The following is a 27000-nucleotide window of genomic DNA, read 5'->3' on the forward strand; positions in this document are numbered from 1 at the left end:
TCATCGGCCGGCCAGGGTTGCCGGCCCGGCTTTTGCGCACAAACCGTAGATTACCGCAGTTGACACAAGTTGTATAGACAACTACGATTTATCCTGTCGCCGGTTGATTTCTTTTTCTGGTGCTGTGAAATTCCCCTGTTATCCCGTCTTCTCCGGAGCAGTCTCATGTCCGATCTTTCCCAAACCCCTTTTCTGGATAGCAAGGCCCGCCCCGTGCGCGCCCCCCGCGGCAGCACTCTTACCTGCGCCAACTGGCAAATCGAGGCGGCCTACCGCATGATCCAGAACAACCTGGACCCGGAAGTCGCCGAAAACCCCGACGAGCTGGTGGTGTACGGCGGCATCGGCAAGGCGGCCCGCAACTGGCCGGCCTTTGACGCCATCCTTGATTCCCTGCGCAAACTCAAAGCCGACGAAACCCTGCTGGTGCAGTCGGGCAAGCCGGTGGGCGTGTTCCGCACCCATACGGGCGCGCCGCGCGTGCTGATCGCCAATTCCAACCTGGTGCCCAAGTGGGCGACCTGGGAGCATTTCAACGAACTGGACCGCGCGGGCCTGATGATGTACGGCCAGATGACGGCCGGCAGCTGGATCTACATCGGCACCCAGGGCATCGTGCAAGGCACGTATGAAACCTTTGTGGAAGCGGGCCGCCAGCATTTCAACGGCGACCTGGCCGGCCGTTGGGTGCTGACTGCCGGCTTGGGCGGCATGGGCGGCGCACAGCCGCTGGCTGCTACCTTTGCCGGCGCCTGCTCGCTCAACATCGAGTGCCAGCAGTCCAGCATCGACTTCCGGCTGCGCACGCGCTATGTCGACAAGCAGGCCAAAGACCTTGACGATGCGCTGGAGATGATCAAGCACCACACCTCGCGCAAGGAGGCCGTCTCCATCGCCCTGTGCGGCAATGCGGCCGAGATCGTTCCGGAGCTGGTTAAGCGCGCCAAAGCCGGCGGCATACGCCCCGACATCGTCACTGACCAGACCTCGGCCCACGACATCATCAACGGCTACCTGCCTGCAGGCTGGACGGTCGCGCAGTGGCGCGCCGCCCAGAAAGACCCAACCCAGCATGCTGCATTGACAAAAGCCGCAGGCGAATCCTGCGTGGCCCACGTCAAGGCCATGCTGGCTTTCCACGAAATGGGAATTCCCACGGTGGACTACGGCAACAACCTGCGCCAGGTTGCCAAGGATTTCGGCGTCGAGAACGCCTTTGACTACCCTGGTTTTGTCCCGGCGTACATCCGTCCGCTTTTTTGCCGTGGCGTCGGCCCCTTCCGCTGGGTGGCCCTCTCGGGCGACCCGGAAGACATCAAGAAGACCGACGCGAAGATGAAAGAACTCTTCCCGGACAACAAGCACCTGCACCGCTGGCTGGACATGGCCGAAGAGCGCATCGCCTTCCAGGGTCTGCCGGCACGCATCTGCTGGATTGGCTTGGGCGAACGCCATTTGGCGGGCCTGGCCTTTAACGAGATGGTCAAGAACGGTGAACTCAAGGGCCCCATCGTGATCGGCCGCGATCACCTGGACAGCGGCTCCGTCGCCTCGCCCAACCGCGAGACCGAAGCCATGAAAGACGGCAGCGATGCCGTGAGCGACTGGCCGTTGCTGAACGCGCTGCTCAATACCGCCAGCGGCGCAACCTGGGTCAGTCTGCACCATGGCGGCGGCGTGGGCATGGGCTACTCGCAGCATTCGGGCGTTGTCATCGTGTGTGACGGCACCGCCGACGCGGCAGAAAAACTGGGCCGCGTTCTCTTTAACGACCCCGCCACCGGCGTGATGCGCCATGCCGATGCGGGCTATGACATCGCCAAGCAAAGCGCCAAAGACAACGGGCTGAACCTGCCGATGATGGGACGCTGAAGCGTGGCGTTCCGCCCGAACCACGCGCCCGTATGGCCGATGGCGCATAGCCGCTTCTTTTTGACGAACCTGGGATCCCCCTCATGAACATCCAACCCGGCTATCTCACGCTGTCCCAGCTTCGGCAAGTTCACACCAGACGTGAAACACTCGCCATTGACCCATCTGCTGTAGCGGGCATTCGCGCCAGTGCAGCCCTGGTACAGCATGCGGCACAGGGTGGTGCCGCCGTCTACGGCGTCAACACCGGCTTTGGCAAGCTGGCCAATCAGCGCATTGCGCAGGCCGACCTCGAAGTCTTGCAACTTAACCTGCTGCGTTCTCACGCCGTAGGTGTGGGCGAGCCCATGCCCGAGCGTGTGGTACGACTGGTGCTACTGCTCAAGGCCGCGAGCCTGGCACGCGGTTATTCCGGTGTGCGGGAAGTCGTGATCGATACACTGATAGCGCTCTACAACAAAGGCCTGACGCCGGTGATCCCCTGCCAGGGCTCAGTAGGCGCTTCGGGCGATCTGGCCCCTCTGGCGCACCTGTGCCTGCCACTCATCGGCGAAGGCGAGGTGTTCTACCAAGGCAGGCGCATGGCTGCGGTCGAAGCGCTCGAGCAAGCATCCATCACACCGGTAAAGCTGTCGGCCAAAGAAGGCCTGGCGCTGATCAACGGCACGCAGGTCTCCACCGCGCTGGCCCTGGATGCGCTGCTTGCCACTGACCGCCTGTTCGAGGCTGCCGTGATCTCGGGCGCCGTCACGCTGGACGCCGCGCGGGGCAGCGACGGCCCGTTTGACCCACGCATCCATGCGGTGCGCGGCCAGCCGGGCCAGATCGACTGCGCCGCCGCCTACCGCGCCATCATGGTGGGCAGCGAGATTCGCCGCTCGCACATCGAGGGCGACGACCGCGTGCAAGACCCTTACTGCCTGCGCTGCCAGCCGCAGGTGATGGGCGCCTGCCTGGACCAGATGCGTTATGCCACGCAGGTGCTGATGCGCGAAGCCAACGCCGTGACCGACAACCCGCTGGTGTTTGCCGATGACGCAACGCTGCTCTCAGGGGGAAACTTTCACGCAGAACCGGTTGCGCTGGCCTGCGACGCACTGGCCGTTGCCATTGCCGAAATCGGCGCGATTACCGAGCGCCGCATCGCCATGCTGGTCGATACCGTGGCCTCGCGCTTGCCGGCTTTTCTCACGCCCGAGCCGGGCCTCAACTCCGGCTTCATGATCGTGCATGTCACAGCCGCCGCGCTGGCCTCTGAAAACAAATCACTGGCCCACCCCGCCAGCGTCGACAGCCTGCCGACCTCGGCCAACCAGGAAGACCATGTGAGCATGGCCACCTTCGCGGCGCGCCGGTTGCAGCCCATGTTGCGCAATACCGAATACATCGTCGCCATCGAACTGTTGGCCGCCGCGCAAGGCATTGAATTCTTGCGCCCACTCAAGAGCTCCGCCGTGCTGGAGGGTGTGCTGCAACTGGTGCGCCAGGTCTCTCCGGCCATGATGCATGACCGTAGCCTCGCGCCCGACATGGAGAAGGTGCACCAACTGGTGGCGGGCGGACTCATTGGTCTGGCCGGAGAAGCCCAAATCACCGAGTTGACCGCCTTGCGGCTGGCATGAAGCCTGCATACATTAGCAATACCTCAGTCGATACCCCCAACAGGAGCAACTTCATGAAGAAACAACTCGCCCTTTCGATGCTGGCCGGCGTCGCAGCTCTCGCCATGGGTAGCGCCCACGCGCAAGAAACCAAAGTCGCCGTCGGTATCTCCGGCTGGACAGGTTTTGCCCCGCTGACCCTGGCCAAAGAAGCCGGCATCTTCAAGAAGAACGGGCTTGATGTGTCGATCAAAAAGATTCCACAAAAAGACCGCCACCTGGCGATTGCTTCAGGTGACGTGCAGTGCGCCGCCACCACAGTCGAGACCTGGGTGGTGTGGAACGCCAACGGTGTGGCCACCACGCAGATCTTCCAGCTCGACAAGAGCTACGGCGCCGACGGCATGGTGGTCAAACCCAATATTTCGAAAATCAGCGACCTCAAAGGCAAGACCGTTGCCGCTGACGCTCCGGGCACGGCGGGCTACTTCGGGCTGGCCTGGTTCCTGAAGAAGAACGGCTTGTCGGTCAAGGATGTAAAGGTAGTGAACATGGGCCCGCAGGCGGCCGCCAATGCCATGATCGCCGGCACCGACGGTCTCGACGCCGCCATGACTTACGAGCCCTACCTGGGCGCAGTGCGCGCCAAGCCAGAGGCCGGCAAGATCCTCGCCACCACGCTGGACTACCCCATGGTGATGGACACCTTCGGCTGCACGCCCAAGTTCCTGTCTGAAAACCCCAAGGCTGCCAAGGCCCTGGCCGACAGCTACTTTGAGGCTGTCGAGATGATCCAGAAAGAACCGAAGAAGAGTTTCGAGATCATGGGCGCCGACGTGAAGCAGACCGGCGAAGCCTTTGAGGCCTCGTCCAAATACCTGCGCTGGCAAGACCGTGCAGCCAACCAGAAATTCTTTGCCGGCGAACACGCTGCCTTCAGCAAGGAAGCGGCCGAGCTGTTGATGGAAGCGGGCATCATCAAGTCGCTGCCCGATATGGGCAAGCTCGCCGACACGCGCTTTCTGAAATGAGCCCCCCCCGAAGCGGCCTCCGCCCGCACCGCACCGCACCGCCGCCAGAGGCGGCGGCTCTCAGCCCCTCAAGGGGGCGCCACCTGCGGCCCGGCAAAGCCGGTTCCGCGTTGGCACTGGCGAAGGCACACCACCCTATCAAGCCATCAGCATGAAGCCACTCCAACCCGTGTCGCCCGGCGCGCGCATCGCGCTGGGCGTGAGTTTCTTTGTTCTGTTCTTCGTGGTGTGGGCCATCTTCACGCTGGGCGGCTATGTCTCCAAGACATTCCTCGCCGACCCGATCACCATGGTGAGGTCTGGCTACGACCTGCTGGCCAACCAGGGCTTTATCAAGGACATCGGCATGACGGTCTGGAGGGTACTGGGCGGCTTTGTGATTGCCGCCTTGCTGGCCGTTCCGCTGGGGGTGATGATGGGCGCCTACAAGCCGGTTGAAGCGTTCTTTGAACCTTTTGTGAGCTTTGCGCGTTACCTGCCCGCCTCTGCGTTTATTCCGCTGCTCATCCTCTGGGCCGGGATTGGTGAGGCACAAAAGCTCGCCGTGATTTTTATCGGCTCCTTCTTTCAACTGGTCCTGATGATTACCGTGAGCGTCGGCAACACCCGGCGCGACCTGGTCGAGGCGGCCTACACGTTGGGCGCGGCCGACCGCGGGATCGTGGTACGCGTGCTGCTGCCCAGCGCAGCGCCCGAGATTGCCGAGACCTTGCGCATGGTACTGGGTTGGGCCTGGACCTATGTGATCGTCGCGGAGCTGATAGGCGCGTCCAGCGGCATCGGCCACATGATCACCGACAGCCAGGCATTGCTGGCAACCGACCAGATCATCTTCGGCATCATCGTCATTGGTGTATTCGGCCTGGTCACCGACCTGGCGTTTAAAGCGCTCAATAGAAAACTTTTCCCGTGGGCTCAGTTAGGCCGATGACTTCTTCTTCCTCCACACCGATCCTGACCGTCAACCAGCTGTCGAAAACCTTTGCCGCCAACAAGGGCCCCGGCACCGTCGCGCTGCAAGCAACTGATCTGGCGGTTGCCGAGAACGACTTCATCACCATCCTCGGCCCTTCAGGCTGCGGCAAGTCCACACTGCTGCGCATGGTCGCCGGGCTGGACATCCCCACAAGCGGCACCATCGTGCTGGACGGCAAACCCATAGCGGGCCCAGGCGCGGACCGCGGCATGGTGTTCCAGAGCTACACGCTCTTTCCGTGGCTCACGATTTTGCAAAACGTCTGCTTTGGCCTGCGGGAAAAAGGCATGCCACTGGAAAAGCAGCACGATATCGCGCACCAATTCATCAAGAAGGTCGGACTGCAGGGATTTGAGAATCATTTCCCCAAGCAGCTCTCGGGCGGCATGCAACAACGCACAGCACTCGCTCGTGCCCTTGCCAACAACCCGCGCATCCTGCTGATGGACGAGCCCTTCGGCGCACTGGACCATCAGACGCGTGAGCTGATGCAGGAGCTGCTGCAAGGCATCTGGGAGGCCGAGCAGAAAACCGTGCTGTTCGTGACGCATGACATCGATGAGGCCATCTTTATGGGCAGCCGTGTGGTCGTCATGAGTGCAAGACCGGGCCGCATCAAATGCGACATTGCGGTGCCACTGGCGCATCCACGGCATTACTCGGTAAAGACAACGCCGGTTTTCACGGATCTCAAGGCAAAACTTACCGAAGAAATCCGCGTCGAGGTACACCGGGCGGCGGGCCTGCAGGCGCCCGTTGTTTAATCCGTCTGAGTTCTGGTTCGTGCTGCCTGCGTCATGCGCAAGGCGCTGCAAACACCGGCCGTGGCGGCAAAGGCAGCGGCCAGCCAAAGGGCAATCAGGGCACCCTGACCGCCTTCACCGGGACTGGACACGGCAAAAATCATCGCCAGTAAAACCGCGCCCAATGTCTGTCCCGTCAAACGTGCCGTGCCCAGCATGCCGCTGGCGCCGCCGCTGCGGTGTGCGGGCGCCGAGGTGATGATGGTGTGGTTGTTGGGAGACTGAAAGAGGCCGTAGCCGATGCCGCACAGCGCCATGCGCCAGACGATGTCGGCCTGCGCCGGCTGCGCGGGTAACAAGGCCAGCAACACCAACCCCAGGCAGAGCATGGCCATGCCAACGCCGCCCAGCAGGCCGCCTGGATAGCGCCCGATGAGCCGGCCCACCAGCGGCGAAGTCACCACAATCGCCAGCGGCCAGGCGGTGAGCAGCAAGCCCGCCTCGAGGTGGCTGAAGCCGTAGTTGCCCAGCAGCAAAAAGGGCAGGCAGATATAGGCCAGCGTCTGCGCGCAGAAGGCGCCTATCGACGTGCCCATGGACAGCGCGAACACGGGAATGCGCAGCAAATCAAGCGGGAATAACGGCACGGGCATGGCCAGCTGGCGGCGCACGTAGATCACGCCGATGACGATTCCGGCGGCCAGCTCGGCCAGCGGCAGCCACAAGGATGATGCAGCACCCGGCACAGCTTCCACACGTACACCCAGGCCGTCTGCGCCCAGGAACACCAGGCCGAACATCAGGGCGTTGAGCACCACATCGACCGGCGAGAGCTTGAGGCTCTCTGCCTTGGCGGTGTTCTCGGGCAGGGCCTTGCGCCCCCACCACAGCGACATCAGGCCGAATGGCACATTGAGCGCAAACAGCCACGGCCACGAACCGACGGAAAGAATGCCGGCCGCAATCGACGGGCCGGCCACCGAGGCGGTGGCCACCACCAGCGAGTTAATGGCGATGCCGCGGCCGAGCAGGTGTTTGGGGTAGATGAGCCGAACCAGCGCGGTGTTGACGCTCATGAGGCCAGCCGCGCCCAAGCCCTGCAGCACGCGGGCCAGCGCCAGTGTGGTCAATGAATCAGCCAGCGCACAGAGCAGCGAGGCCAGCGTGAACACGGCCATGCCTGCCAGGTAAACGCGACGGTAACCGATGATGTCGCCCAGTGTGGCCAGCGGCAGCAAGAGCGCCAGCGTGGCGACCTGATAGGCGTTGACGACCCAGATGGACTGGGCGGGCGCGGCGTTCAGTTCACGGGCGATGTCCGGCAGCGCCAGGTTAACGATGGTCCCGTCGAGCACCGCCATGACAATCCCGAGAATGATGACCAGCAACGCCCGCAAGCGTTCGCGAGCGGGCAAACCATCCTGAACAATCATGCGTACCTTTGCTGGAACTGATGGGATCAGGTCAGTCGCCATGAAGGCAGCCAGCTGAATCCCAAAGGCCCCGATTTTACGGGCGCAGCATGGGATGCGCAGCGTGGGGGCCGCTGATGGGAAATGCCGCGCCCGCGCAGGCTCAGGCGCATGGCCTGCGGTCGGCTGCTTTCAGCGGTCTGCGTGCCAATTTTTTACACAAATGGCCACCGGGTCATTCACATCGTGCGCAAGCAGCTATCTATTTGATAGCAGAAAATAAAAATCCCGGACTGCAAATGCAGAGCCGGGATTGGGGTTGTCATTCCGGTGTGCCTTGCCGAGGCAAACCGGTGGGCGATTTACTTCATTCCGTACTTCGCCTTGGCATCGTTCTGGCAGCTGTCCTTGGCGGTTCCGGTGAGGGCATCGCAGCGCTCTTTGGCAGCCTTGTAATCGGCCTCGCGCTTTTCGGCGTTGGCGTCCTTCCTGGCTTCGGTCACTTTTTCAGTCTTGTTCTTGCTGGTGTCGGCTGAGGTCTTGGCGACCTTGGCGTCTTCCTTGGCTTTGACGTGGGCCGCTTTGGCATCTTTCACGCAGACGTCCTTGTCATTGCCTTTCAGGTCGTCGCACTTTTCCTTGGCGACGTCGTAGGCGGCATCGCCTTTGGCGAAGGCAACCTTTTCGGTGTTGCGCGGGCTGGGCTTGTACTGGGCTTCCAGTTCGGCCTTGGCGATTTTTTCAGCGCCTTTGGCTTCGGCCGCGCAGATGTCTTTGGCATTGTCTTTCAAGGTGGCGCACTTGTCGCGGCCGGCTTTGTAGTCGGCCGAGATGCGGTCGCTCTGGGCTTTATGTTCCTCTTTGGTCATAGCCAGGGCCTGGCCGGCAAAAGCACAGGACATCACGGCTGTCAGCATCAGCAATTTGGTTTTCATGGATTTTCCTTTGGATGAGTTGGAGTTATGGATTGGTTGGGGATGGACCCTGGAGCGCTCAACGGCGGATCAATAACGCTCAAAAAAATCGGTCGGGTTGCGGTCCTTCCAGGCGGCGACCTGCTTCTCAGCCTCATCCTTGCTGAGGCCGTGGCGCTCCTGGATGCGGCCCAGCAACTGGTCGCGTTTGCCGGCGATCACATCAAGGTCGTCGTCAGTGAGCTTGCCCCACTGCTCTTTGACCTTGCCTTTGAATTGAAGCCAGTTGCCTTCCACGCGGTCTTTGTTCATGGTGTCCTCCTGAACGTCAATTGATAAATTCGCCCGTGGCACTAATGTCCTATTCGCTGCGTGCTACTTCCCGGGCGGCATATTCACACCATAAGTTCGTTCTTTTTCTCCCACCGTAGGTCCCCGTATTTGATGAGCGTAGGTTCATGCTTACAGGGCTGTGTGCCGCGCTGCGAGAGCGCGCCATTGCGCGAAGGAAAGCAACAAAATTCGCAACGGCTTCCTGGCCGGAACATAGTTGCATAGCACGCTGGCCAGCCAAGGCAAGAACGGTTTTTCTTTCGACATCAAGGGGGTGCGAGGTGCCAACACCAAAGATGAAAAAGCGCAGTACGTCGCGAAGCCTTTTCCTCCTCCTGCAAGCTGCTGGGCAATGTGCACGATGTGCGCGCCGAAGCCTGCGGCTTGGTGGCCCGACACAGGAATACCGCTACATCAAGGCCAAGGCCTGAGTGCGGGTGACGGGGACAGGCTGGTTGCGTTTACTTTGACCGCAGTGTGCGGCTGAGCAGTGCGACGGGCAGCAAACCCACCAGCACCAGCGCCAGCGCGGGCAAGGCGGCCTCACCGAGCCGCTCGTCGCGCGCGAGCTGGTAGGTGATGACGGCCAGGGTGTCGCTGTTGAAGGGCCGCAGCACCAGCGTGGCGGGAAGCTCTTTCATCACATCGACAAACACCAGCAGGCCCGCTGCCGCCACCGAGCGTTTGAGCAGCGGCCAATGAACGCGGCTGAGGATGCCCAGGCCGCTGGTGCCCAGCATGCGCGCGCTGTCGTCAAAGCTGGCCGGGATGCGCGAGTAGCCGCTTTGCAGGCTTTGCAGCGCCACGGCGCTGAAGCGCACCAGGTAAGCCCAGACGACGCCGAGGATGGTGGCGGTGACCCAGTAGCCCGCGCTCGTCTGCGGCGCGGCGGCCTGCAGCCAGCCCACGGGCAGCAAGAGGCCGACCACAATCACCGCGCCTGGCACGGCATAACCCAGGCCCGCCAGGTGCACGGCAGCGCGGGTGAGCAGGCCCGGCTGACGGCGCACCGCAAAGGCCAGGCCCAAGGCAAGCGCGGTGGCCAACAGCGCGCTCAAGCCTGCGAGGCCAATGCTGCTGAGCGTCCAGCCAATGAATTTGTCCCAAAGCAGGTTGTCCCAGCCCAGCGCCAGCGGGCGCAGCATAAAGAGCACCGGCAGCACAAAGCCCAGCGCGATGGGCACGGCGCACACGAGCCAGGCCGAAACGGCGCGCAGGCCGCGCAACTGCGCGGGGGCCGCGTCTTGCGCGCCGGCGCGTGCACCGCGGCCGGTGGCAAAGCGCATGCGCTTTTGCGCGCTGTGCTCTATCCACAGCAGCAGCGCGACAAAGAAAAGCAGCACGGTCGCCAGCTGCGCCGCAGCGATGCGGTTGTCCATCGAGAGCCACGCCTTGTAGATGCCGGCGGTGAAGGTCTGGATGCCGAAATAGCTGGAGACGCCGAAGTCGGCCAGCGTTTCCATGAGCGCCAGCGCCACACCAGCGGCCACGGCAGGCCGCGCCAGCGGCAGCGCCACACCGCGGATGCGGCGCGACAGCGGTGCGCCCAGCAGGCGCGCCGCTTCCATCAGGTGCACGGCGCGCTCAGACAGGGCCGTGCGCGCAAGCAGGTACACATAGGGGTAGAGCGCGACGGTGAAGACCAGTACGGCACCCCCCAGGCTGCGCACCTCGGGCAGCAGCCGGCCCTGCAAGCCGAAGCTGGCACGCAGCCAGGTCTGCAGCGGGCCGGCGTATTGGAGAAAGTCGGTATACGCATAGGCCAGCACATAGGCCGGCATGGCCAGCGGCAGCAGCAAGGCCCACTCAAACACCCGGCGCCCGGGGAAATCAAACAGCGTGACCATGCTGGCGGTGGCCATTCCCACCACCGCCACGCCAAAGGCCACGCACAGGCACAGCAGCAGTGATGTGCGCGTGTAATCGGGCAACACGGTCTGCAGCATCTGCAGCAGGATGGATTGCGCATCGCTGTTGAACTGCAGCCAGGACAAGGCGACGGCCAGCACCGGCAGCGTCAGCAGCCCAACCAGCAAAAACAGCACAACAGAAGGGAAATATCGGCGAAACATGGAGCCCCGGAAAGCCTCAGGAAAAAGGCCTCTCGCGAGTAGGGGCCCTGCCCCCGCCTGCGTTCGCCATGAACTTGCAGTCAGTCACTGCAAATGAGAATTGTAAGCATCTACAATTGTTTGCATGTTTCTGGATATCTCCCAGCTCGGCGTGCACTACGCCGGCCGCTCAAAACCCGCCGTGGACGGCGTGTCGTTCAGCCTCCAGGCAGGGGAAATCGGCGTTCTGATCGGGCCTTCAGGTTGCGGCAAAACCACCTTGCTGCGCGCAGTGGCTGGCCTTGAACGGGCCAATGCCGGCAGCATTATGCTGGCAAAGGATGTGGTGAGCACCGCCGCCTTGCATGTGCCGGCCGAATCCCGCCGCATCGGCATGGTGTTTCAGGACTACGCGCTGTTTCCGCATCTGGATGCCGCGCACAACGTGGCCTTCGGGCTCACTCATCTAACACCCGCTCAGCGCAAGCAGCGCGTCGCAGACGTGCTGGAGCTGGTCGGCCTGGGCAATGTGCACAAGCGCTTTCCGCATGAGCTTTCAGGCGGCCAGCAGCAACGCGTGGCACTGGCGCGCGCGCTTGCACCGCAGCCGCGCCTGCTGCTATTGGACGAGCCTTTTTCCAACCTGGACGTGGACTTGCGTGAGCGCCTGGCTCATGAGGTGCGCGGCATCCTGAAGGCGGCCGGCGCCACCGCACTGTTCGTCACACATGACCAGTTGGAGGCTTTTGCCATCGGCGACCGCATCGGCGTAATGCACCAGGGCAAACTGCACCAGTGGGATGAGGCTTATGCGCTGTACCACCGCCCTGCCACCCGATTTGTGGCTGACTTCATCGGCCATGGTGTGTTTGCGCAAGCGCATATCGAGCAGCGCGGCGACGACGTGGTGGTGCACACTGCGCTGGGCGACCTGACGGACATGCTCGAATGCCCCTTGCCCGGCGCGTATGCCGGCGGCCTGTGCGACGTGCTGCTGCGCGCCGACGACATCGTGCATGACGACAACGCACCAGTGAAAGCGCAGATCGTGCGCAAGGCATTTCGCGGGTCAGAGTTTTTGTACACGCTCAAACTGCAGACGGGCGAAACGGTAATGGCGCACGTGCCTTCGCACCACAACCACGCGCTGGGCGAGTGGATAGGCATTCGCGCCGAGGTCGACCATGTGGTGACCTTTCCGCGCGAAACCGGCGCGGTGCAGGCCTGAAGCCCTGTCCTTAGCCCTGTGTCTGCCTCAGGCGCTCAACGTCCTCTCGCAGCGTCTCAGCCCACACCCGTCGTGTCTGGCCTTGCGGGGCCTGCGCCTCGCCGAAGGTGACGATCGCCTTGATGGGCGGCGCCGTCAGGGTGCGCCAGATCGAGCCGACCAGGGTTTCGTCGTCCACATAGCTGGGCGCAAAGCTGGTTTCGCCGCTGGCGGCATCGATAAACTTCAGCGCCACCGGCTGCACCGGCACAGACGCTTCAATGGCCGCCTGGATAAGGTTGGCGTGAAAGTGCTTGAGGGTGATGCCGTCGCCGGTGGTGCCCTCGGGAAACACCGCCAGGATGTCGCCCGCGCGAAGGCTGTCGGCCATTTGCGTGACGACGCGGTGGGCGTCGCGCCGCGACGTGCGCTCGATGTACAGGGAACCTGCGCCGTCTGACAGCGTGCGCACAAAAGGCCAGTCCCGAACATCCGCCTTGGAGACAAAACGGCAGTGCCGCGAGGCATGCATCACCAGGATGTCGAGCCAGGAAATATGGTTGGCCACCAGCAACACCGGGCCACTGGCAGGCGGCGCGCCCTGGACCACCAGCTCAATGCCCACGATGCGCAGCATGGCCCCGGCCCATGCCTGCACGCGTGCCTCCTGTTCAGCCTGGGGCAGCTTGGGGAAAACGGTCTTGATGGTCCAGAAACCTGTCACCGCGTGCACGACCGCACGCAGCAAGGTCCAGACAAAGCGAAGCCACTTCATGCACGACACCTCATACGCAAAACGGGCACGTCAGTGCGAGGCTTCAGGGGCTTCATACGCGAGCTGCCCGCCCACGATAGTCCAGCGCACTCGCGCAGGCATCTGGTGGCCCGAGAACGGCGTGTGCTTGCCCTGGCTGCGCAAGGCGGCGGGCTCGACTGTCCACTCACCGGCGGGGTCGAACACGCAGATGTCGGCAACACCACCCTTGACGAGTTGCCCCGCGCTGGCCTGCAGCGTACCAAGCGCGTTGCCCAGCACCCGTGCCGGTTCGCTCGTGAGCACCGCCAGCGCGCGCTGCAAACCGGCTTCGCTGTCGGCGCCCCATTTGCAGGCCAGGCCCAGCAGCAACTCAAGCCCGGTAGCGCCGGGCTCGGCTTCGGCAAAGGGCAGTGTCTTGGCATCTTCGTCGACAGGCGTGTGGTCCGACACCAGCGCGTCGATGGTGCCGTCGGCCAAACCCTGGCGGATGGCGTCGCGGTCGCGCTGCTGACGCAGCGGCGGGTCCAGCCGCATGCGGCTGTCGAAGTAGCCGATGTCCACGTCGGTCAAGTGCAGGCTGTTGATGCTGACGTCACAGGTCACGGCCAGGCCTTCTGTCTTGGCCTTGGCCACCAGGGCCACACCCGCGGCGCTGCTGATGCGGCACAGGTGCACGCGCGCGCCGGTGGCACGCACCAGCTCGAAGATGGTGTGCAGTGCGATGGTTTCGGCGGCGACTGATACACCGCTCAGGCCCAGGCGCGTGGCCAAAGCGCCGCTGGCAGCGACGCCGCTTCCCAGGTACATCTCTTGCGGGCGCAGCCAGACGGTGTAGCCGAAGGTCGAGGCGTATTGCAGGGCGCGCATCATGACTTGCGTGTTGGCCAGCGGCACCTCGGCCTGGCTGAAGCCTACGCAGCCCGATTCCGTCAATTCGACCATCTCGGTCAGCGTCTCACCCTTGAGCGCACGCGTGAGCGCACCTAGCGGGAACACGCGCGACTGGTGCAGCTTCTCGGCGCGGAACTTGAGCATTTCAACGAGGCCGGGCTCGTCGAGTACCGGATCGGTATCAGGCGGGCAGACCAGGCTTGTGACGCCGCCGGCCACAGCCGCGGCGAGTTCGCTTTCGAGCATGCCTTCGTGCTCGTGCCCAGGTTCTCGCAAGCGGGCGGACAAGTCGATCAGGCCGGGGGCGACGATGCAGCCCGTGGCATCAATCGTCTTGTTGGCCGCGAAATCAGCGGGCGGGCCTTTGAGCGAGACGATGCGGCCCGCGGCAATTGCCACGTCGCAAACTTCGTCGAATTTCGAGGCTGGGTCGATGACGCGGCCGTTTTTTATGAGTATCTTCATGCTTCGTTCCCTGCGACTATGCTCATGACGGCCATGCGGACTGCAATACCAAATGTGACTTGCGGCAGGATCACACTCTGCGTGCCGTCGACAACGGCGGAGTCAATTTCAACGCCGCGGTTGATAGGCCCGGGGTGCATGACGATGGCGTCTGGCTTGGCCAGTTTCAATTTTTCGGTGGTGAGGCCGAAGCTCTTGAAGAACTCCTGGCTGCTGGGCAATAGCGCGCCGGACATGCGTTCGTTCTGCAGCCTGAGCATGATGATCACGTCGGCGTCCTTGATACCTTCTTCGAGCGTGTTGCAGACACGCACGCCCATCTGCGCCATGTCGGCGGGCACCAGGGTCTTGGGGCCGACCACGCGCACTTCGGGGCAGCCCAGCGTGGTGAGTGCGTGGATGTCGGAACGCGCCACGCGCGAGTGCAGCACGTCACCGACGATGGCGACCGTGAGCTTGCTGAAATCTTTCTTGTAGTGCCGGATGGTGTACATGTCGAGCAGGCCCTGCGTGGGGTGCGCATGGCGGCCGTCGCCGGCGTTGATGACGTGCACATGCGGCGCGACGTGCTGGGCGATCAGATAAGGTGCGCCCGATTCGCTGTGGCGCACGACGAAGAGATCGGCGGCCATGGCACTCAGGTTGGCGATGGTGTCGAGCAGCGACTCGCCCTTGGAGGCCGATGAGCGCGCGATGTCCAGGTTGATGACATCGGCCGACAGCCGCGTGGCGGCGATTTCGAAGGTGGTGCGGGTGCGGGTGGAGTTTTCAAAGAAGAGATTGAAGACACTCTTGCCGCGCAGCAGCGGGACTTTTTTGACTTCGCGGTTGTTGACGCTGACGAAGTTGGCGGCGGTGTCGAGGATCTGCGTCAGGGTGGCCTTGGGCAGGCCTTCAATCGACAGCAGGTGAATCAGCTCGCCGTTTTTGTTGAGTTGCGGATTTCGTCGATACAGCATGTGATGGACTCCTTGGGGTCTCTTGGTTTTTTGGGGGTGGCCTGGCAGTAATAGTGATGGTGACGATCAGCCCTGAACCTGGAAGCTGAACTTGCCGTCCTCTGCGCGGGCCAGTTCAAGCGACTGCGAAGCGGGCAAGGCCACGCGCGCCACCGCCAGGTCGGGCTGCACCGGCAGCTCGCGCCCGCCGCGGTCTACCAGTACGACCAGCTTGACACTGGCGGGCCGGCCGTAGTCAAACAATTCGTTGAGCACCGCCCGGATGGTGCGGCCGGTGTAGAGCACATCGTCCACCACGACCAGGTGGGCGCCGTTCACGTCAAAAGGCAGCAGCGTTTGACCGCTGGAAGCCAGGCCGCGCTGTGAAAAATCGTCGCGGTGCATGGAGGACGACAGCACGCCGGCTTCGCCTTCCAGGCCCAGGTCTTTTTGCAGGCGCTGTGCCAGCCACGCACCACCCGAGGCCACGCCGACCAGCTTGGGTGGTTGGGGATAAGACGCCAGTTGCTGGCGCATGCCGCGCAGCAGGTCGCTATACAGCGCCTCAGCGTCCAGGGTCAGGCTGCTCATGGAAAACTCCTTAAAAACTGCTCGAGGATGATGCAGGCCGAGGCTGCGTCGGCATCGGCTGCGCCGCCGGCCAGTGCTTCGGTGGTGCTGTAGCGTTCATCCACCTCAAAGACCTGCAGGCCGAAGCGCCCGCGAAGCTGGCGGGCGAACTTTTGTGCGCGCACGGTATTGTCGTGGCTTGCGCCGTCGGGGTGAAAGGGCACGCCGATGACGAGGGCGTCGGGCTGCCACTCCTTGATGCGCGCCTCGACCGCCTTGAGGCGGGCGTCGCTGCCTTCAGCATTGATGGTGGGCTGGGGGGTGGCGGTACGGGTCAGCACGTTGCCGGTGGCAACGCCGGTGCGCTTGAGACCGAAGTCGAAAGCCAGAAAGGTTTGGAGGCCGGAGGCCCGAAGGGAAGGCATGGCCGCAAGGCTCATGCGTGACCGGCCTCGGGAGAGAGCATCCAGCTTTGCAGGCCCAGCAGCATGAGCGCCTTGTCGTAGCGTTGCTCTACCGGTGTGTCGAAAATCACACCGACGTCGGCAGCGACCGTGAGCCAGCTGTTGTCCGAGATTTCTGATTCCAGCTGGCCTTCACCCCAGGCCGAATATCCGAGGGAGACAAACACCCTGCGCGGGCCAGCGCCCGTGGAGAGCGCTTCCAGCACGTCTTTGGAGGTGGTCATTTCGAGGCCGCCAGGAATCGTCATCGTCGAGGCATAGACCGATTCGTTGCCCGGCATCATGGATTCGTGGAGCACAAAGCCCCGTTCGGTCTGGACCGGGCCGCCCTGGAATACCGGGGACTGGGTCAGGTCGTCGCGCCGCAGAGGCAACTCGACCTTGTCGAACAGGTTCTTGAGATTGATATCGCTGGGCTTGTTGATGACCAGCCCCAGCGCACCCCGGTCGCTGTGTTCGCACATGTACACCACACTCTTGGCAAAAGCTTCATCGTCCATCCCCGGCATGGCAATGAGGAAGTGGTGCGTGAGGTTGATCGATGCAGAATCCGTGGCCATGGCGGGATTTTACGCCGGACGGGACGGCGCGGGGAGCCCAACCTGCCGGCCACCCGCCAATCCGCGGGGGGATCTAAGGCCGGATAGCCGCTTTTCGCTACGATGGCCGGATGCAAAAGAAGTATGAAACGGGGTTGATGTGGTTCAGGCGCGACCTGCGGGTTCAGGACAACGCTGCTCTGTACCACGCGCTGAAGGCATGTAAGCAGGTGTATTGCGCATTTGTTTTTGACAAAACCATTCTGGAGGCTTTGCCCCGAACTGACCGCCGCGTGGAATTCATACAGGAATCGGTACTGAGCCTGGATGGCCAGCTGGAGAAGCTGGGCGCAGCGGCTGGCAGCCTCGGCGCCGGCCTGTTGACGGCCTATCACGATGCCGCGGACGCGGTGGTGCGGCTGGCCGCTGAGTTGGGTGTCGACGCCGTTTTTACCAACCACGATGACGAACCCCGGTCGCTGGCGCGCGACGCGGCGGTGCTGGCGGCGCTGGAGGCCGGGGGCAAGGCCTTTCACAGTTTCAAGGATCACGTCATTTTTGAGCGCCAGGAGGTGCTGACCCTGGCGGGCAAGCCTTACACCGTGTTCACGCCTTACAAAAATGCATGGCTGAAGAAGGTGGACGATTTTTACCTCAAAGCTTATCCCGTCGAAAAGTACGGTACGGCCTTGGCACCGGTATCGGCAAGCAGGCGCCCTGTCCCATCGCTGGGCGAGTTGGGGTTTCAAGCCAGCAACCTGTTGGCACTGAAAATCCCCACGGGCAGTGAAGGGGGGGCCCAGCTTTTGGGGGATTTCGTTGGCCGCATGGCGCAGTACAAGGAGGTGCGGGACTTCCCGGCCGTCAAGGGCCCGAGTTATCTGGGCGTGCACCTTCGGTTTGGCACGGTGTCGATACGGCACATGGCTGCGTTGGCTTTGAACGCTGCAAATCGAGGGAATGAAGGTGCCGCCACCTGGCTCAGCGAATTGATCTGGCGTGATTTTTACGCGCAGATCCTTGCCAATTTTCCGCACGCCGTCGGCAGCGCGTTCAAGCCGGACTATGACGCGATACAGTGGGAGAGCGGGGACAAAGCCCAAGTGCTTTTCCAGGCTTGGTGCGAAGGCCGGACGGGCTACCCGCTGGTGGACGCGGCAATGGCCCAGATTAATCAGACGGGCTATATGCACAACCGCCTGCGCATGGTGACTGCCAGTTTCCTCGTGAAAGACCTCGGCATCGACTGGCGTTGGGGCGAACGCTACTTTGCCGAAAAGCTCAACGACTTTGACCTGTCAGCCAACAACGGCGGCTGGCAGTGGGCGGCAAGCACGGGTTGTGACGCGCAGCCTTATTTCCGCATCTTCAACCCGGTCGGCCAGAGCGAGAAGTTCGACGCCGCAGGTAAATTTATCCGCAAATACCTGCCGATGCTGGCACAGCTGCCAGACAAGGCTTTGCACAGCCCTTGGCTAGCGAACCCACTGGAGCTGGCCGCCGCGGGCGTGGTGTTGGGCCAAAACTACCCGATGCCCATCGTGCAGCACGACGAAGCGCGGGCGCTGACGCTGCAGCGCTATGCGGTCGTAAAAAAGGCCTGAGAGGAACTCTCAGGCCTTGCTATTATTTTAGGAGCTGCTTGCGCACGTTCTGCCTGGACTACAGCCTGATTTTGCTGTTTTTCTCAGGCAGAAGCGGCGGTTTCGGCGGCGCAGTAGTGGCGCACCAGACTCATCAACTCTTCTTCAGAGAACGGTTTGCCCAGATAGTGGTCGACGCCCAGCTCCTTGGCATGTTCACGGTGCTTCTCGGCGATGCGGGACGTGATCATGATGATGGGCAGGTTATTGAGGCGCACGTCAGCCCTGATGTTGCGCGCCAGGTCAAAACCATCCATGCGCGGCATTTCGATATCTGACAGCACCACGGCTGGCCGCTCTTCCTGCAGGCGTTCAAGCGCTTGCAGACCGTCGGCCGCCATGGAGACACGGTAGCCTTCACGCTGAAGCAGGCGTTGCGTAACCCGGCGAACCGTAATGGAGTCATCGACCACAAGAATCAACGGGATCTGCGGGGCGACAGGTGCCGACATCGTCGTTTTCGCGACGCTGCCGCTGCCGCCGTCGGTGGTTGCCGCGGTAGCGCCGGAGCCTTCAAGCATGTGCGGCTCGGCCCGGTCTGAACTCCATGCGCGCGCCTGCTGGCCATACACGGAAGCCAGCGCAACCGGGTTGTAAATCAGCACGACCGCACCGGAAGCCAGCACTGACATACCGGCCAGGCCAGGCAAACGGGACAACTGGGGGCCCAGGTTCTTGACCACAACCTCCTGGTTGCCCAACACTTCGTCGACGTGCAGGGCAATGCGCTGTGCGGCGCTTCGGAAGATCACGACCGGTGTGGTTTTGCCCTGGGCTTCGGCGCTGTGGTGCGAGGCCTGCAGCAATGCGCCGGACCAGAAGAAGGGCATCGACTCGCCGGCAATCTCCAGTGTGCCGGTGTTATAGGCTTGCTGCAGTTCTTTGGCCGAAGCGCGCCTGACGGTTTCCACAACGTTGGCAGGTACGCCGATTGAGAGATTGCCCGAGCGGATCATCACCACCTGCGTCACAGCAGTAGTCAGCGGGAGTACCAGCTTGAAGTGCGTTCCCTGACCGGCGACGGTGGAGGTTTCGATCCGGCCACCGAGCGCGTTGACTTCAGAGCGGACCACATCCATACCGATGCCGCGTCCTGCCAGCTCGGTCACCTGCGCGGCCGTAGAGAAGCCGGGCATGAAAATCAGGTTCGCGGCGTCGCCGTCTTCCAGCGGTTGATCAGCCGTGATCATCCCGAGGCTGACGGCCTTTTCGCGGATACGTGCCAGGTTCAAGCCGGCGCCGTCATCGCTGAAGTCAACCGAAACGTCGTTACCTTCCTGGCGCAAGTGAACGGTGATCAGGCCGACCGGGTCCTTGCCCGCATCGGTGCGAACCTGCGTACTTTCAATACCGTGGGCCACGCAGTTACGCAGCAAGTGCTCAAAGGCAGGCGTCATACGGTCCAGCATGCCGCGGTCCATTTCCATGGTGCCGCCCAGCAAGTCCAGGCGGACCTGCTTGCCGGTTTCCTTGGAGGCCTGGCGCACCACGCGGTACAGGCGCTCGGAGATGCCTTCGAACTCCACCATGCGGGTACGGAGCAAGTCGCGCTGCAGCTCTCGGGTCTGGCGAGCCTGGGCGATCAAGTCGTCTTCGGTGGCTTCCACCGTGCGCTGCAAGGTGCGCTGCACGGTTGCCACGTCATTCACCGACTCGGCCATCATTCGCGTCAGTTCCTGCACGCGGGTAAAGCGGTCGAACTCCAGCGGGTCGAACCCTGCCTGGGCTTCCTTGGCCTGAGCCAATCGCGACTGCATCTGGGTTTCAGCCTGCAACTCAATGTCCCGCAGCTGCTGGCGCAAGCGGTTCAAGTTACCGCTCATGTCGTTCAGCGAGCCCCGGAGCTGGCTGAGTTCGGCTTCCAGCCGGGAGCGCGTGATCATGACCTCACCAGCCTGATTCACCATGCGGTCAAGCAACTGGGAGCGCACGCGGATCGAGGCGTTGGCCGCCTGTCGCAGCGGCTGCATGGCCATGGTCTGCGGCGCAGGCACCGTGAGCTTGCGGCCCGCACCCACGGCAACCGGAGCGGCGCTCTCGGCTGGAGTTTCCTGTGCATCCACAATTGGGGCGGGCTTGTCCTGCGTGGTCGACTTCAGTACGGGCTCAACGGCCGCAATAGGTGCAACAGGCGTAATAGGCGCAAGCGTGACGGGGGCAGCCGCAGCAGCCGCATCAGCTCGGCGCAAGGCCTCAAATGTCGCTTCCATGGCGTCAAAACGCGTCATCAGGGGCTCGAACTCCTGGGTTGAAGCCGCATCAGAGCCGAGATGTTCGATTTCGGACTCAATCCGGTGAGCCATTTCGCCTAGCCGCAATGCACCTGCCAGCCGGGCGCTGCCTTTGAGCGTGTGAAGTGCACGCAGGACTTCCATGCGTGCGCCCTGGTTATCAGGACGTGAAGACCACTGCCGCAGTGCGCCCCCCAGCTGGGGCATGAGTTCTGCAGCTTCTTCTTCAAAAATCGGGAACAGGTCGGGATCGATTGCATCGACCGCATCGATTTCGTCGTCTTCGTCTTCCTCGAAGTTCGAGTTCACTGGTGCAGCCACGGTCGCTACCAGCCGGGCAGGCGGAGAGACGACAGCAGCAGGTGGAGGCACCGGCGTGACCTGAGCGGGGACAGGCATTTCAATTACCTGGGCCAGGGTCACTTCTGGTTCTGGCTCCAGTGAGCGCACCGGCTCTACGGAGACCGTTTCAACCTCCACCGATTCGGGGGAGAAGTCGAAGTCGGAAAAATCGTTACCCGGGGGCAAAACCGAATCAGAGAAATCGAGTTGCTTCAGCCTGTCAAGGATGGTTGCATCCGCCTCCTTGAGAAACCCGGCGGCAAACTGGTGCAGAAGCCGACGGATGTCTTCCGCTGCATCAACAAATACCTGGCCATACCTGGCAGCGCCATTGCTGTGATGAACGCTGGATTGCTGCAAAGCCTGTTCAAGCGCCCGAGCCATTCCGGACAGGGCATGGAACCCGACAGTCGCGGAACTTCCCGCGAGGGAATGGGCCAGGGCGACGGTAGAGTCGCTGACCGGCTGGTTCAGCTCGAGCGCCCATTCGGCCACTTCAGTCACAAGCCGGCGTGACCATTCATCAGCTTCATTCAGGTAGACGTTGTAAAGCGGAATTCCAATGCGCAAGGCACCTATGACCTTGACCTGTTCGTCACCATTGCCATCCAATGGCAGCACACTGTCAGTTGCATCGACCGCATCATCCGTCTTCAGAACTTCGGCAGCCTGCAGGTGTTGCGGTTGCCCGGCGAGATCGGCGCCTTCGGCCGCTGCCGGCAAATGTTTGTGCCCCTCAGGGGTGAAATCAAAGACCACAGGCGCCGGCTGTTCAGCCGCCACGGCTTCAGCCTGAAAGTGCTTGTCGAAATCCGCGTCCGACAGTTCGATCGGTTCTGTTGCATCTATCTCCAGGGATGCGAACGGCTCCGCCGCAGCGGGCTGCGTTGACGCTGGTGTTGTATCAGCAGTCGCAGAAACCGCGGACAGACTGCCGAAATCAATGCCTTCAATTTCTGTCACAGACGGACCTGCAGGCTCCACAGGGCTCGCGATCGCAGCTGTACCTTCCGCCTCAAACATGAGGTCAAAATCCAGATCCGTCACAACGGCCGGGTCGGCAACAGGTTCAGCATCCACGGTCTCGGGAACACCTGAATCCAGCTCCAGCTCAGGTGCCAACGCTGTTGGCATTGCTGCCACGGCGACCACAGGAACCTCGGCAGCATCGACTACGGCAGTCACCAGGGGGCTGTAACGGCCCTCGGTGCGCATTGCATCGGCGCTGGCACGGAAAGTAGACGCCGACCACGAGCCATCGCGATTTCCTGCAATGTCTTCAATCCACTTTGCAAAACCGCCCATGGCTTCCAGCGACAAAGCCCGGAATTCATCCGTGGCGACCTTCTGGTCGGCCAGCCAGCTATTGAGCATCTGCTCAAGCGACCACGCCGCCTCGCCGAACTCGTTGAGCCCCACCATGCGGGAACTGCCCTTGAGCGTATGAAAAGCACGCCGCAAAACCGTGAGTTGAGATACATCGGCCGGATCATTGACCAGTGCAGCCAAAGCTTGCTGGCCGTTGCCGACAACTTCGCGTGCCTCTTCAAGAAAGATGTCACGGAGGTCGTCTTCTTCAAAATCATCCGACGCGGCCGGGCTCTCAGGCGCCGCCTGCACCGGCGTTACGGCAAATGCCAAGGTCGTCAGCGCCTCCGCGGCAACACTCGCGTTGCTTCCGGAAACAGCGACGGCGGCTTCGCGCGCACTTTGAGCAAGCGCAGGCTGTTCGGCCAGCGCCGCATGCGTGGCCAGCGTGTCAAGTTTGAGCGTGAGGTTGTGGTCAGTTTCGCCAAGACCCGCATCCTGCACAACAGAAATCACTTCCTGTGACAGCACATCATTGTTGACCGTGACAGAGGTCGCCGCACTGGCGGCGTTCTGGGTACGGCCCATCAAAGGTTTGAGCTCGCCTTTTTCCGCGTCATAAACAAACAGTTTTTTCGCCAGCGCCGGCTGGTAATTCAACATGTCGATGAGGAAACTCAAGGCGCCAAGGTTGTTTCCGAGGTGCTCGAATGTTCCAGCCGCACGCGCGAGCTGTTCATCAATTTCAGTGACCAGCATCTGCTCGACGCTGTCTCGCATGCGCAGCACGGCGTGGGAGGCCTGGTCAAGCCCCAGTACCGACAGCACGCCACGCATTTGTGAAAGCTGGCCCGGCACGGATTGAAGCGCGACTTTGTCCTGCGGGTTGCGAAAAAACACATCAAGTGATTTTTCAAGCTCACCCAGCGACACACGCAACTCACCGACTACGCTGCCCATGGTCTGCTTGTCACTGACCCGGCGATACAGCTCTTCCATCCAGCCTTCCAGGGGCTGTGGCTCGCCGCCTGCACGGACGCCTTCCAGCCGCTCAGCAAGATTGGCGGTTCTCACAGCCAGCTGGGGATCGTTCGGATCCAGGTCATCAAAAGCAGCTTCAAGGTAAAGCACCGAGGTGGCCACTTCCATGGCCAGTTCTATTCCAGGGGCCTGACCAGACCGGACCGTCGTATCCACGGCGCGAGTCAATGCCTGCGCAAGAGGTTCGCTGGGCGGATGAAGCTTGAGCAGAGAATCCGTGACGAGACTGAACTGGTCCGTCACGGACTTGAATTTATTGGCGTCCCCGGCGGAAAGTGACGACCAGGTTTCTTTCGCAGACGTGATGCGCTTGCGGGCCTGGGCGAGCAGAGCTGGATCAAAACGCCCGAACTGAACGAGCTCATAGTCCACCGGTTTGAATCGATTGAGACCATAGGCTGACCGGACTGCAGAAAGTGCAGGCGTGTCGCTGGCACGGGGAGAAACAGCCTGCGAACAGAAGAAGAGCAAATCCTGCGCCAGCCGATCCGATACCCCCGTATCACCTTTGGCAAGCGAGGCATACTGCATCAGGATTCGTGATGCAGCTCGCCGTACATAGATGTCCGACCCGAGCAACTCATGCGCGACCGCTTCGAAATAGGCGGCTGCAATCTTCCAGAATATCCTGGGTTGGCGGTCCGCCTGTCTGGCCGCAAATCCGAGGCTGAGCTCCTTCAGTTTTTTGGCCGCCTGCGGCGCCTTACCCTTCATGATTTGAAGCACCGATTGATCCATGACGGCGCGAGCACCATCATCGTAATTGCGGGGCTCCGCTGTCGTCGCCAGTTCCGGCTCCAGCCAGCGCCACTCAAGCGGCCACAAGTCGGCCGGATGAATGCGGTCGGCCCGCACCAATTCCTGCACATCACGGTATTGGGGGAAAAGCGAAACGGGCGACACGGGCTTGTCGGCCAGCACACCCTCCAGATACTCGGTCAGCGCAAAACTGGCGCGTTCGATTTTGCCGGCGGCGTCCTGGCTGCATTGCTCAGGTTGCTGCACAAATTTCTGCACCGCAGCTTCCATCGCTCGCAACACCAAGGCTGGCCCGGCAAGGCCCACCATTTCGAGCGCGCCCACGGCCTGGTGCAGTTGCTGCCGTGCGATGCGCAACTGGCTGGCATCAAGCGCCGCAAGATCGGACCCACGCGCAGCTTCCGCGTCCCGCACAAAACGCTTCAGCGCTTTGGCAGCACCGTCCAGCGATTTGCGAAGTTCGTCAAGTACCCAGGCCAAGGGGCCCAGGTCATTGACAGCGAGATCGAGCTCGGCAGCTGTTGAGTTCGGGACGTTGGATTGCATAGATAACGGGCCGGTTCAGGAATCGGTGTCAGGGGCGAAAGCTGCGTTCAGCGCACGACAAGCTGGCATCAGGCGATCTTGAATCGGGACACCGACTGGCGCAGCTCTTCAGCCATGCGGGAAAGGTCTCGCACCTGCTGTGCCGTGGAACGGGTACCTTCTCCCGTTTGCTCCGTCACCGCGAAAATGTGCTGAATGTTGCCGGCCACCACGTTCGCCGATGCGGCTTCGCGGGAGGCGGAGTTTGAAATCTGCTCAATCAGGTCAGCAAGCCGGCGGGACACCTGGTCAATCTCGGTCAGCGCGGTACCCGCGTTATCGGAGAGCTTGGCCCCTTCAACCACACCCTGCGTGGAGCGCTCCATAGCGGCCACAGCATCCTGCGTGTCGGTCTGAATGGCTTTCACCAGGGCCGAAATCTGGCGCGTAGCATCTGCTGAACGTTCAGCCAGTCGCTGCACCTCTTCCGCAACCACGGAGAAGCCTCGCCCGGCTTCACCGGCCGACGCGGCTTGAATGGCGGCGTTCAGTGCCAGCACGTTGGTCTGTTCGGTAATGTCTGAAATCAGTTCGGTAATTTCACCAATCTCCTGCGAGGACTCACCCAGTCGCTTGATCCGCTTGGAGGTTTCCTGAATCTGGTCGCGGATGGAGTTCATACCGCCGATGGCGTTCTGCACAGCCTGCAGGCCGGATTCGGCGGCTGTCAGCGATTGGCGCGCCACCTGGGAAGATTCCTGCGCCTGTGTGGACACCTCGTTAATTCGGGATGCCATATCAAGCACCGACTGGCCGGTTTCACGAATCTCGCGCAGCTGCTCGGTGGACGCTGCCAGCAGTTCGGTCGAGGTACTTTCCACCTGGGCCGTCGTTTGCGCAACGCGGGTAGCCGTGTTTTGTACGTTACCCACCAGCTGCCGCAACTCTTCAACCGTGTAGTTCACCGAGTCAGCGATAGCACCGGTAATGTCCTCGGTCACGGTCGCTTCCTGCGTCAAGTCGCCTTCAGCCACTGTCTGCAACTCATTCATCAATCGCAAAATGGCGGCCTGGTTGGCGTCGTTGACGCGCTTGGCGTCCTGCTCTTGCCCTTTGGCTTCCTGTCGCTGGGTTTCAGCAACCGCCTGGCGTTGCTTGCTGTCCTCCACCTGCAGCTTGGCCAGCCCGGCTGCGCACAATAGCGCAAAGGTAGCAGCACCCGCGAGGATGGCCAGCGACAAAACGCTCAGGCCGGTCTGCAGCGACAACTTGCCCTGCAAATCCTCAAGGCCACGGCGAAGGGGCTCGCTGTCCGCAATAATCGAAGATTGCGCTTCACGAGCAGACACCAGACCCTGCAAGTTACCCAAAATGGCACCGGCTTGCACACGGGTTTGCTCATAGAGCGCCATAAGGGCTTCCAGCCGCTCGCGCGTTTGCGGATCTTTGGAGCCGGCCAGGCGCAACTCGGGGCTGCCTTCTTGCAAACCCTGCGCAATTTCCTTGAACGAGTTCAAATCCTTGCCCAGCAGGAACACGGCTTCAGGGCTCACGCCCTCCATGGTCAGGAACTCATTGGCAGACTTACCAATCCGCTGGGTCAACATCACCAGTTGACCGGATGCCGAAATTTCAGCCGGCGCCGCATTCTGCTGGAGTTTGAGTGATGACACAGTTTCTGCAATTTCCAGCAAATCCGAAGACTGGCGGTTAATGGTACGCAGGGCGTTGCCCACCTGGGTCAGAATATTTTGCTGGCCCATCACGGTTTTCGCGTTCTTTTCAGCGCGCTCCATGAAAGGCGTGACCTTTTCCACATCAGATTGCAGGTCATCGCTCACAGGCGCCAGACGCAGAGTTTCTTCACCAGATTTCAGGCCGCGCACGGTTTTAGCCAGTACGTCAGAACTCTCACGCACGTCAGGGAAGGCCTGGGCACTGCCCACCAGCGCCTGAGACACCGATTTCGCCAGACGCTGCGACTGCATCAATGACTGTCCGGTAGCCGCCACCTGTTGGGCCACTTTGTCCGCCTGGCTCAGCGCCAGGAAAGTCACCGTACCCAGGACAGCCACCGCGACGGCAAGGAAAAACACCAGCACCCGCTGATGCTGACCGATGGTCCTGCGGCCCAACAAAGGCAGACGCAGCAGCTCTTGATTTACCGCAGGTGCGCCGTCCTCGGCGGTCGCCATACGGCTGGGCGCGAAAGCATCGTCATTACCACCCGGCTGCCGAATTGCTGCGGTCTGAAGCGAAGCCTGATCCATGGCTCCGGTCGCAAGAGGATCTGGCGTACCGACGGAAGCCATGTCCATGCTGTCCTCGGGCTGATCGGGCTTGGTTTTAAATAGCTTCTGGATATTTTCAATAACAGACATGGTGAG

19 protein-coding genes are annotated in these 27000 nt (G+C 62.0%); 7 read left to right on the plus strand and 12 right to left on the minus strand.

Translation table 11 applies throughout. From position 1 onward, the window contains the following. Positions 1–165: 165 nt before the first annotated feature. The 5 genes from hutU (at position 166) to AC1D1J_RS08245 (ending at position 6244) form a co-directional block, all read left to right on the plus strand. On the plus strand, positions 166–1872 hold the full coding sequence (hutU, locus tag AC1D1J_RS08225) for a urocanate hydratase (protein ID WP_477687325.1): 1707 nt from the start codon (positions 166–168) through the stop codon (positions 1870–1872). Positions 1873–1955: 83 nt separating this feature from the next. Next, positions 1956–3494: a histidine ammonia-lyase gene (gene hutH / locus AC1D1J_RS08230; RefSeq protein ID WP_477687324.1), complete on the plus strand. Its 1539-nt coding sequence runs from the start codon at positions 1956–1958 to the stop codon at positions 3492–3494. Positions 3495–3547: 53 nt separating this feature from the next. Beyond that, positions 3548–4504, plus strand: a complete 957-nt coding sequence (locus AC1D1J_RS08235) for an ABC transporter substrate-binding protein (RefSeq protein WP_477687323.1) — start codon at positions 3548–3550, stop codon at positions 4502–4504. A gap of 151 nt (positions 4505–4655) precedes the next feature. After that, a complete protein-coding gene (locus AC1D1J_RS08240) occupies positions 4656–5435 on the plus strand; it encodes an ABC transporter permease (protein WP_477687322.1) in 780 nt (259 codons plus the stop codon). Continuing rightward, on the plus strand, positions 5432–6244 hold the full coding sequence (locus AC1D1J_RS08245; protein WP_477694380.1) for an ABC transporter ATP-binding protein: 813 nt from the start codon (positions 5432–5434) through the stop codon (positions 6242–6244). The genes AC1D1J_RS08240 and AC1D1J_RS08245 overlap by 4 nt, the downstream gene beginning before the upstream one ends. Here the strand turns inward: AC1D1J_RS08245 and AC1D1J_RS08250 are convergent. The 4 genes from AC1D1J_RS08250 to AC1D1J_RS08265 all read right to left on the minus strand — a co-directional run bounded on the left by AC1D1J_RS08250 (position 6241) and on the right by AC1D1J_RS08265 (position 10954). Then, positions 6241–7656, minus strand: coding sequence for an MFS transporter (locus AC1D1J_RS08250; protein ID WP_477694381.1), 1416 nt, complete (start codon positions 7654–7656; stop codon positions 6241–6243). The genes AC1D1J_RS08245 and AC1D1J_RS08250 overlap by 4 nt on opposite strands. Before the next feature lie 341 nt (positions 7657–7997). After that, on the minus strand, positions 7998–8570 hold the full coding sequence (locus tag AC1D1J_RS08255) for a hypothetical protein (protein WP_477694382.1): 573 nt from the start codon (positions 8568–8570) through the stop codon (positions 7998–8000). Between the two features lie 69 nt (positions 8571–8639). After that, positions 8640–8861 (minus strand): CsbD family protein, encoded by a 222-nt coding sequence (locus AC1D1J_RS08260; RefSeq protein ID WP_457281027.1) that lies wholly within the window; start codon positions 8859–8861, stop codon positions 8640–8642. A 482-nt stretch (positions 8862–9343) separates the two neighbouring features. Next, a complete protein-coding gene (locus AC1D1J_RS08265; protein ID WP_477687318.1) occupies positions 9344–10954 on the minus strand; it encodes an ABC transporter permease in 1611 nt (536 codons plus the stop codon). Between the two features lie 124 nt (positions 10955–11078). On the opposite strand from AC1D1J_RS08265, the gene AC1D1J_RS08270 reads away from it, so the two are divergent. Next, positions 11079–12161, plus strand: coding sequence for an ABC transporter ATP-binding protein (locus AC1D1J_RS08270; protein WP_477694383.1), 1083 nt, complete (start codon positions 11079–11081; stop codon positions 12159–12161). A gap of 10 nt (positions 12162–12171) precedes the next feature. On the opposite strand, the gene AC1D1J_RS08275 is transcribed toward AC1D1J_RS08270, so the two are convergent. The 6 genes from AC1D1J_RS08275 to AC1D1J_RS08300 form a co-directional block, all read right to left on the minus strand. Continuing rightward, positions 12172–12915: a lysophospholipid acyltransferase family protein gene (locus tag AC1D1J_RS08275; RefSeq protein WP_477687316.1), complete on the minus strand. Its 744-nt coding sequence runs from the start codon at positions 12913–12915 to the stop codon at positions 12172–12174. A gap of 30 nt (positions 12916–12945) precedes the next feature. After that, a complete protein-coding gene (locus tag AC1D1J_RS08280) occupies positions 12946–14253 on the minus strand; it encodes a dihydroorotase (protein ID WP_477694384.1) in 1308 nt (435 codons plus the stop codon). Continuing rightward, positions 14250–15212: an aspartate carbamoyltransferase catalytic subunit gene (locus tag AC1D1J_RS08285; RefSeq protein ID WP_477668340.1), complete on the minus strand. Its 963-nt coding sequence runs from the start codon at positions 15210–15212 to the stop codon at positions 14250–14252. Before AC1D1J_RS08285 ends, AC1D1J_RS08280 begins: the two co-directional genes overlap by 4 nt. A 66-nt stretch (positions 15213–15278) precedes the next feature. After that, positions 15279–15782, minus strand: a complete 504-nt coding sequence (gene pyrR, locus AC1D1J_RS08290) for a bifunctional pyr operon transcriptional regulator/uracil phosphoribosyltransferase PyrR (RefSeq protein WP_477671806.1) — start codon at positions 15780–15782, stop codon at positions 15279–15281. Next, the gene (gene ruvX, locus AC1D1J_RS08295; RefSeq protein WP_477671807.1) at positions 15779–16201 is read right to left on the minus strand and encodes a Holliday junction resolvase RuvX; all 423 of its coding nucleotides are present in this window, start codon (positions 16199–16201) and stop codon (positions 15779–15781) included. The genes pyrR and ruvX overlap by 4 nt, the downstream gene beginning before the upstream one ends. After that, positions 16198–16785: a YqgE/AlgH family protein gene (locus AC1D1J_RS08300; RefSeq protein ID WP_457281035.1), complete on the minus strand. Its 588-nt coding sequence runs from the start codon at positions 16783–16785 to the stop codon at positions 16198–16200. Before AC1D1J_RS08300 ends, ruvX begins: the two co-directional genes overlap by 4 nt. Before the next feature lie 110 nt (positions 16786–16895). Here AC1D1J_RS08300 and AC1D1J_RS08305 point away from each other — a divergent pair, with 110 nt between their 5' ends. Then, positions 16896–18368: a cryptochrome/photolyase family protein gene (locus tag AC1D1J_RS08305; protein ID WP_477687312.1), complete on the plus strand. Its 1473-nt coding sequence runs from the start codon at positions 16896–16898 to the stop codon at positions 18366–18368. 83 nt (positions 18369–18451) lie between these two features. Here AC1D1J_RS08305 and AC1D1J_RS08310 read toward each other — a convergent pair whose 3' ends face one another. Both AC1D1J_RS08310 and AC1D1J_RS08315 read right to left on the minus strand, forming a co-directional pair. Then, on the minus strand, positions 18452–24634 hold the full coding sequence (locus AC1D1J_RS08310; RefSeq protein ID WP_477694385.1) for a hybrid sensor histidine kinase/response regulator: 6183 nt from the start codon (positions 24632–24634) through the stop codon (positions 18452–18454). 68 nt (positions 24635–24702) lie between these two features. Then, positions 24703–26994 carry a methyl-accepting chemotaxis protein gene (locus AC1D1J_RS08315; RefSeq protein ID WP_477687310.1) on the minus strand — a complete coding sequence of 764 codons (2292 nt, stop codon included), beginning with the start codon at positions 26992–26994 and terminating at the stop codon, positions 24703–24705. Positions 26995–27000: the final 6 nt, after the last annotated feature.

Source organism: Polaromonas sp. P1_F8 (assembly GCF_056405635.1).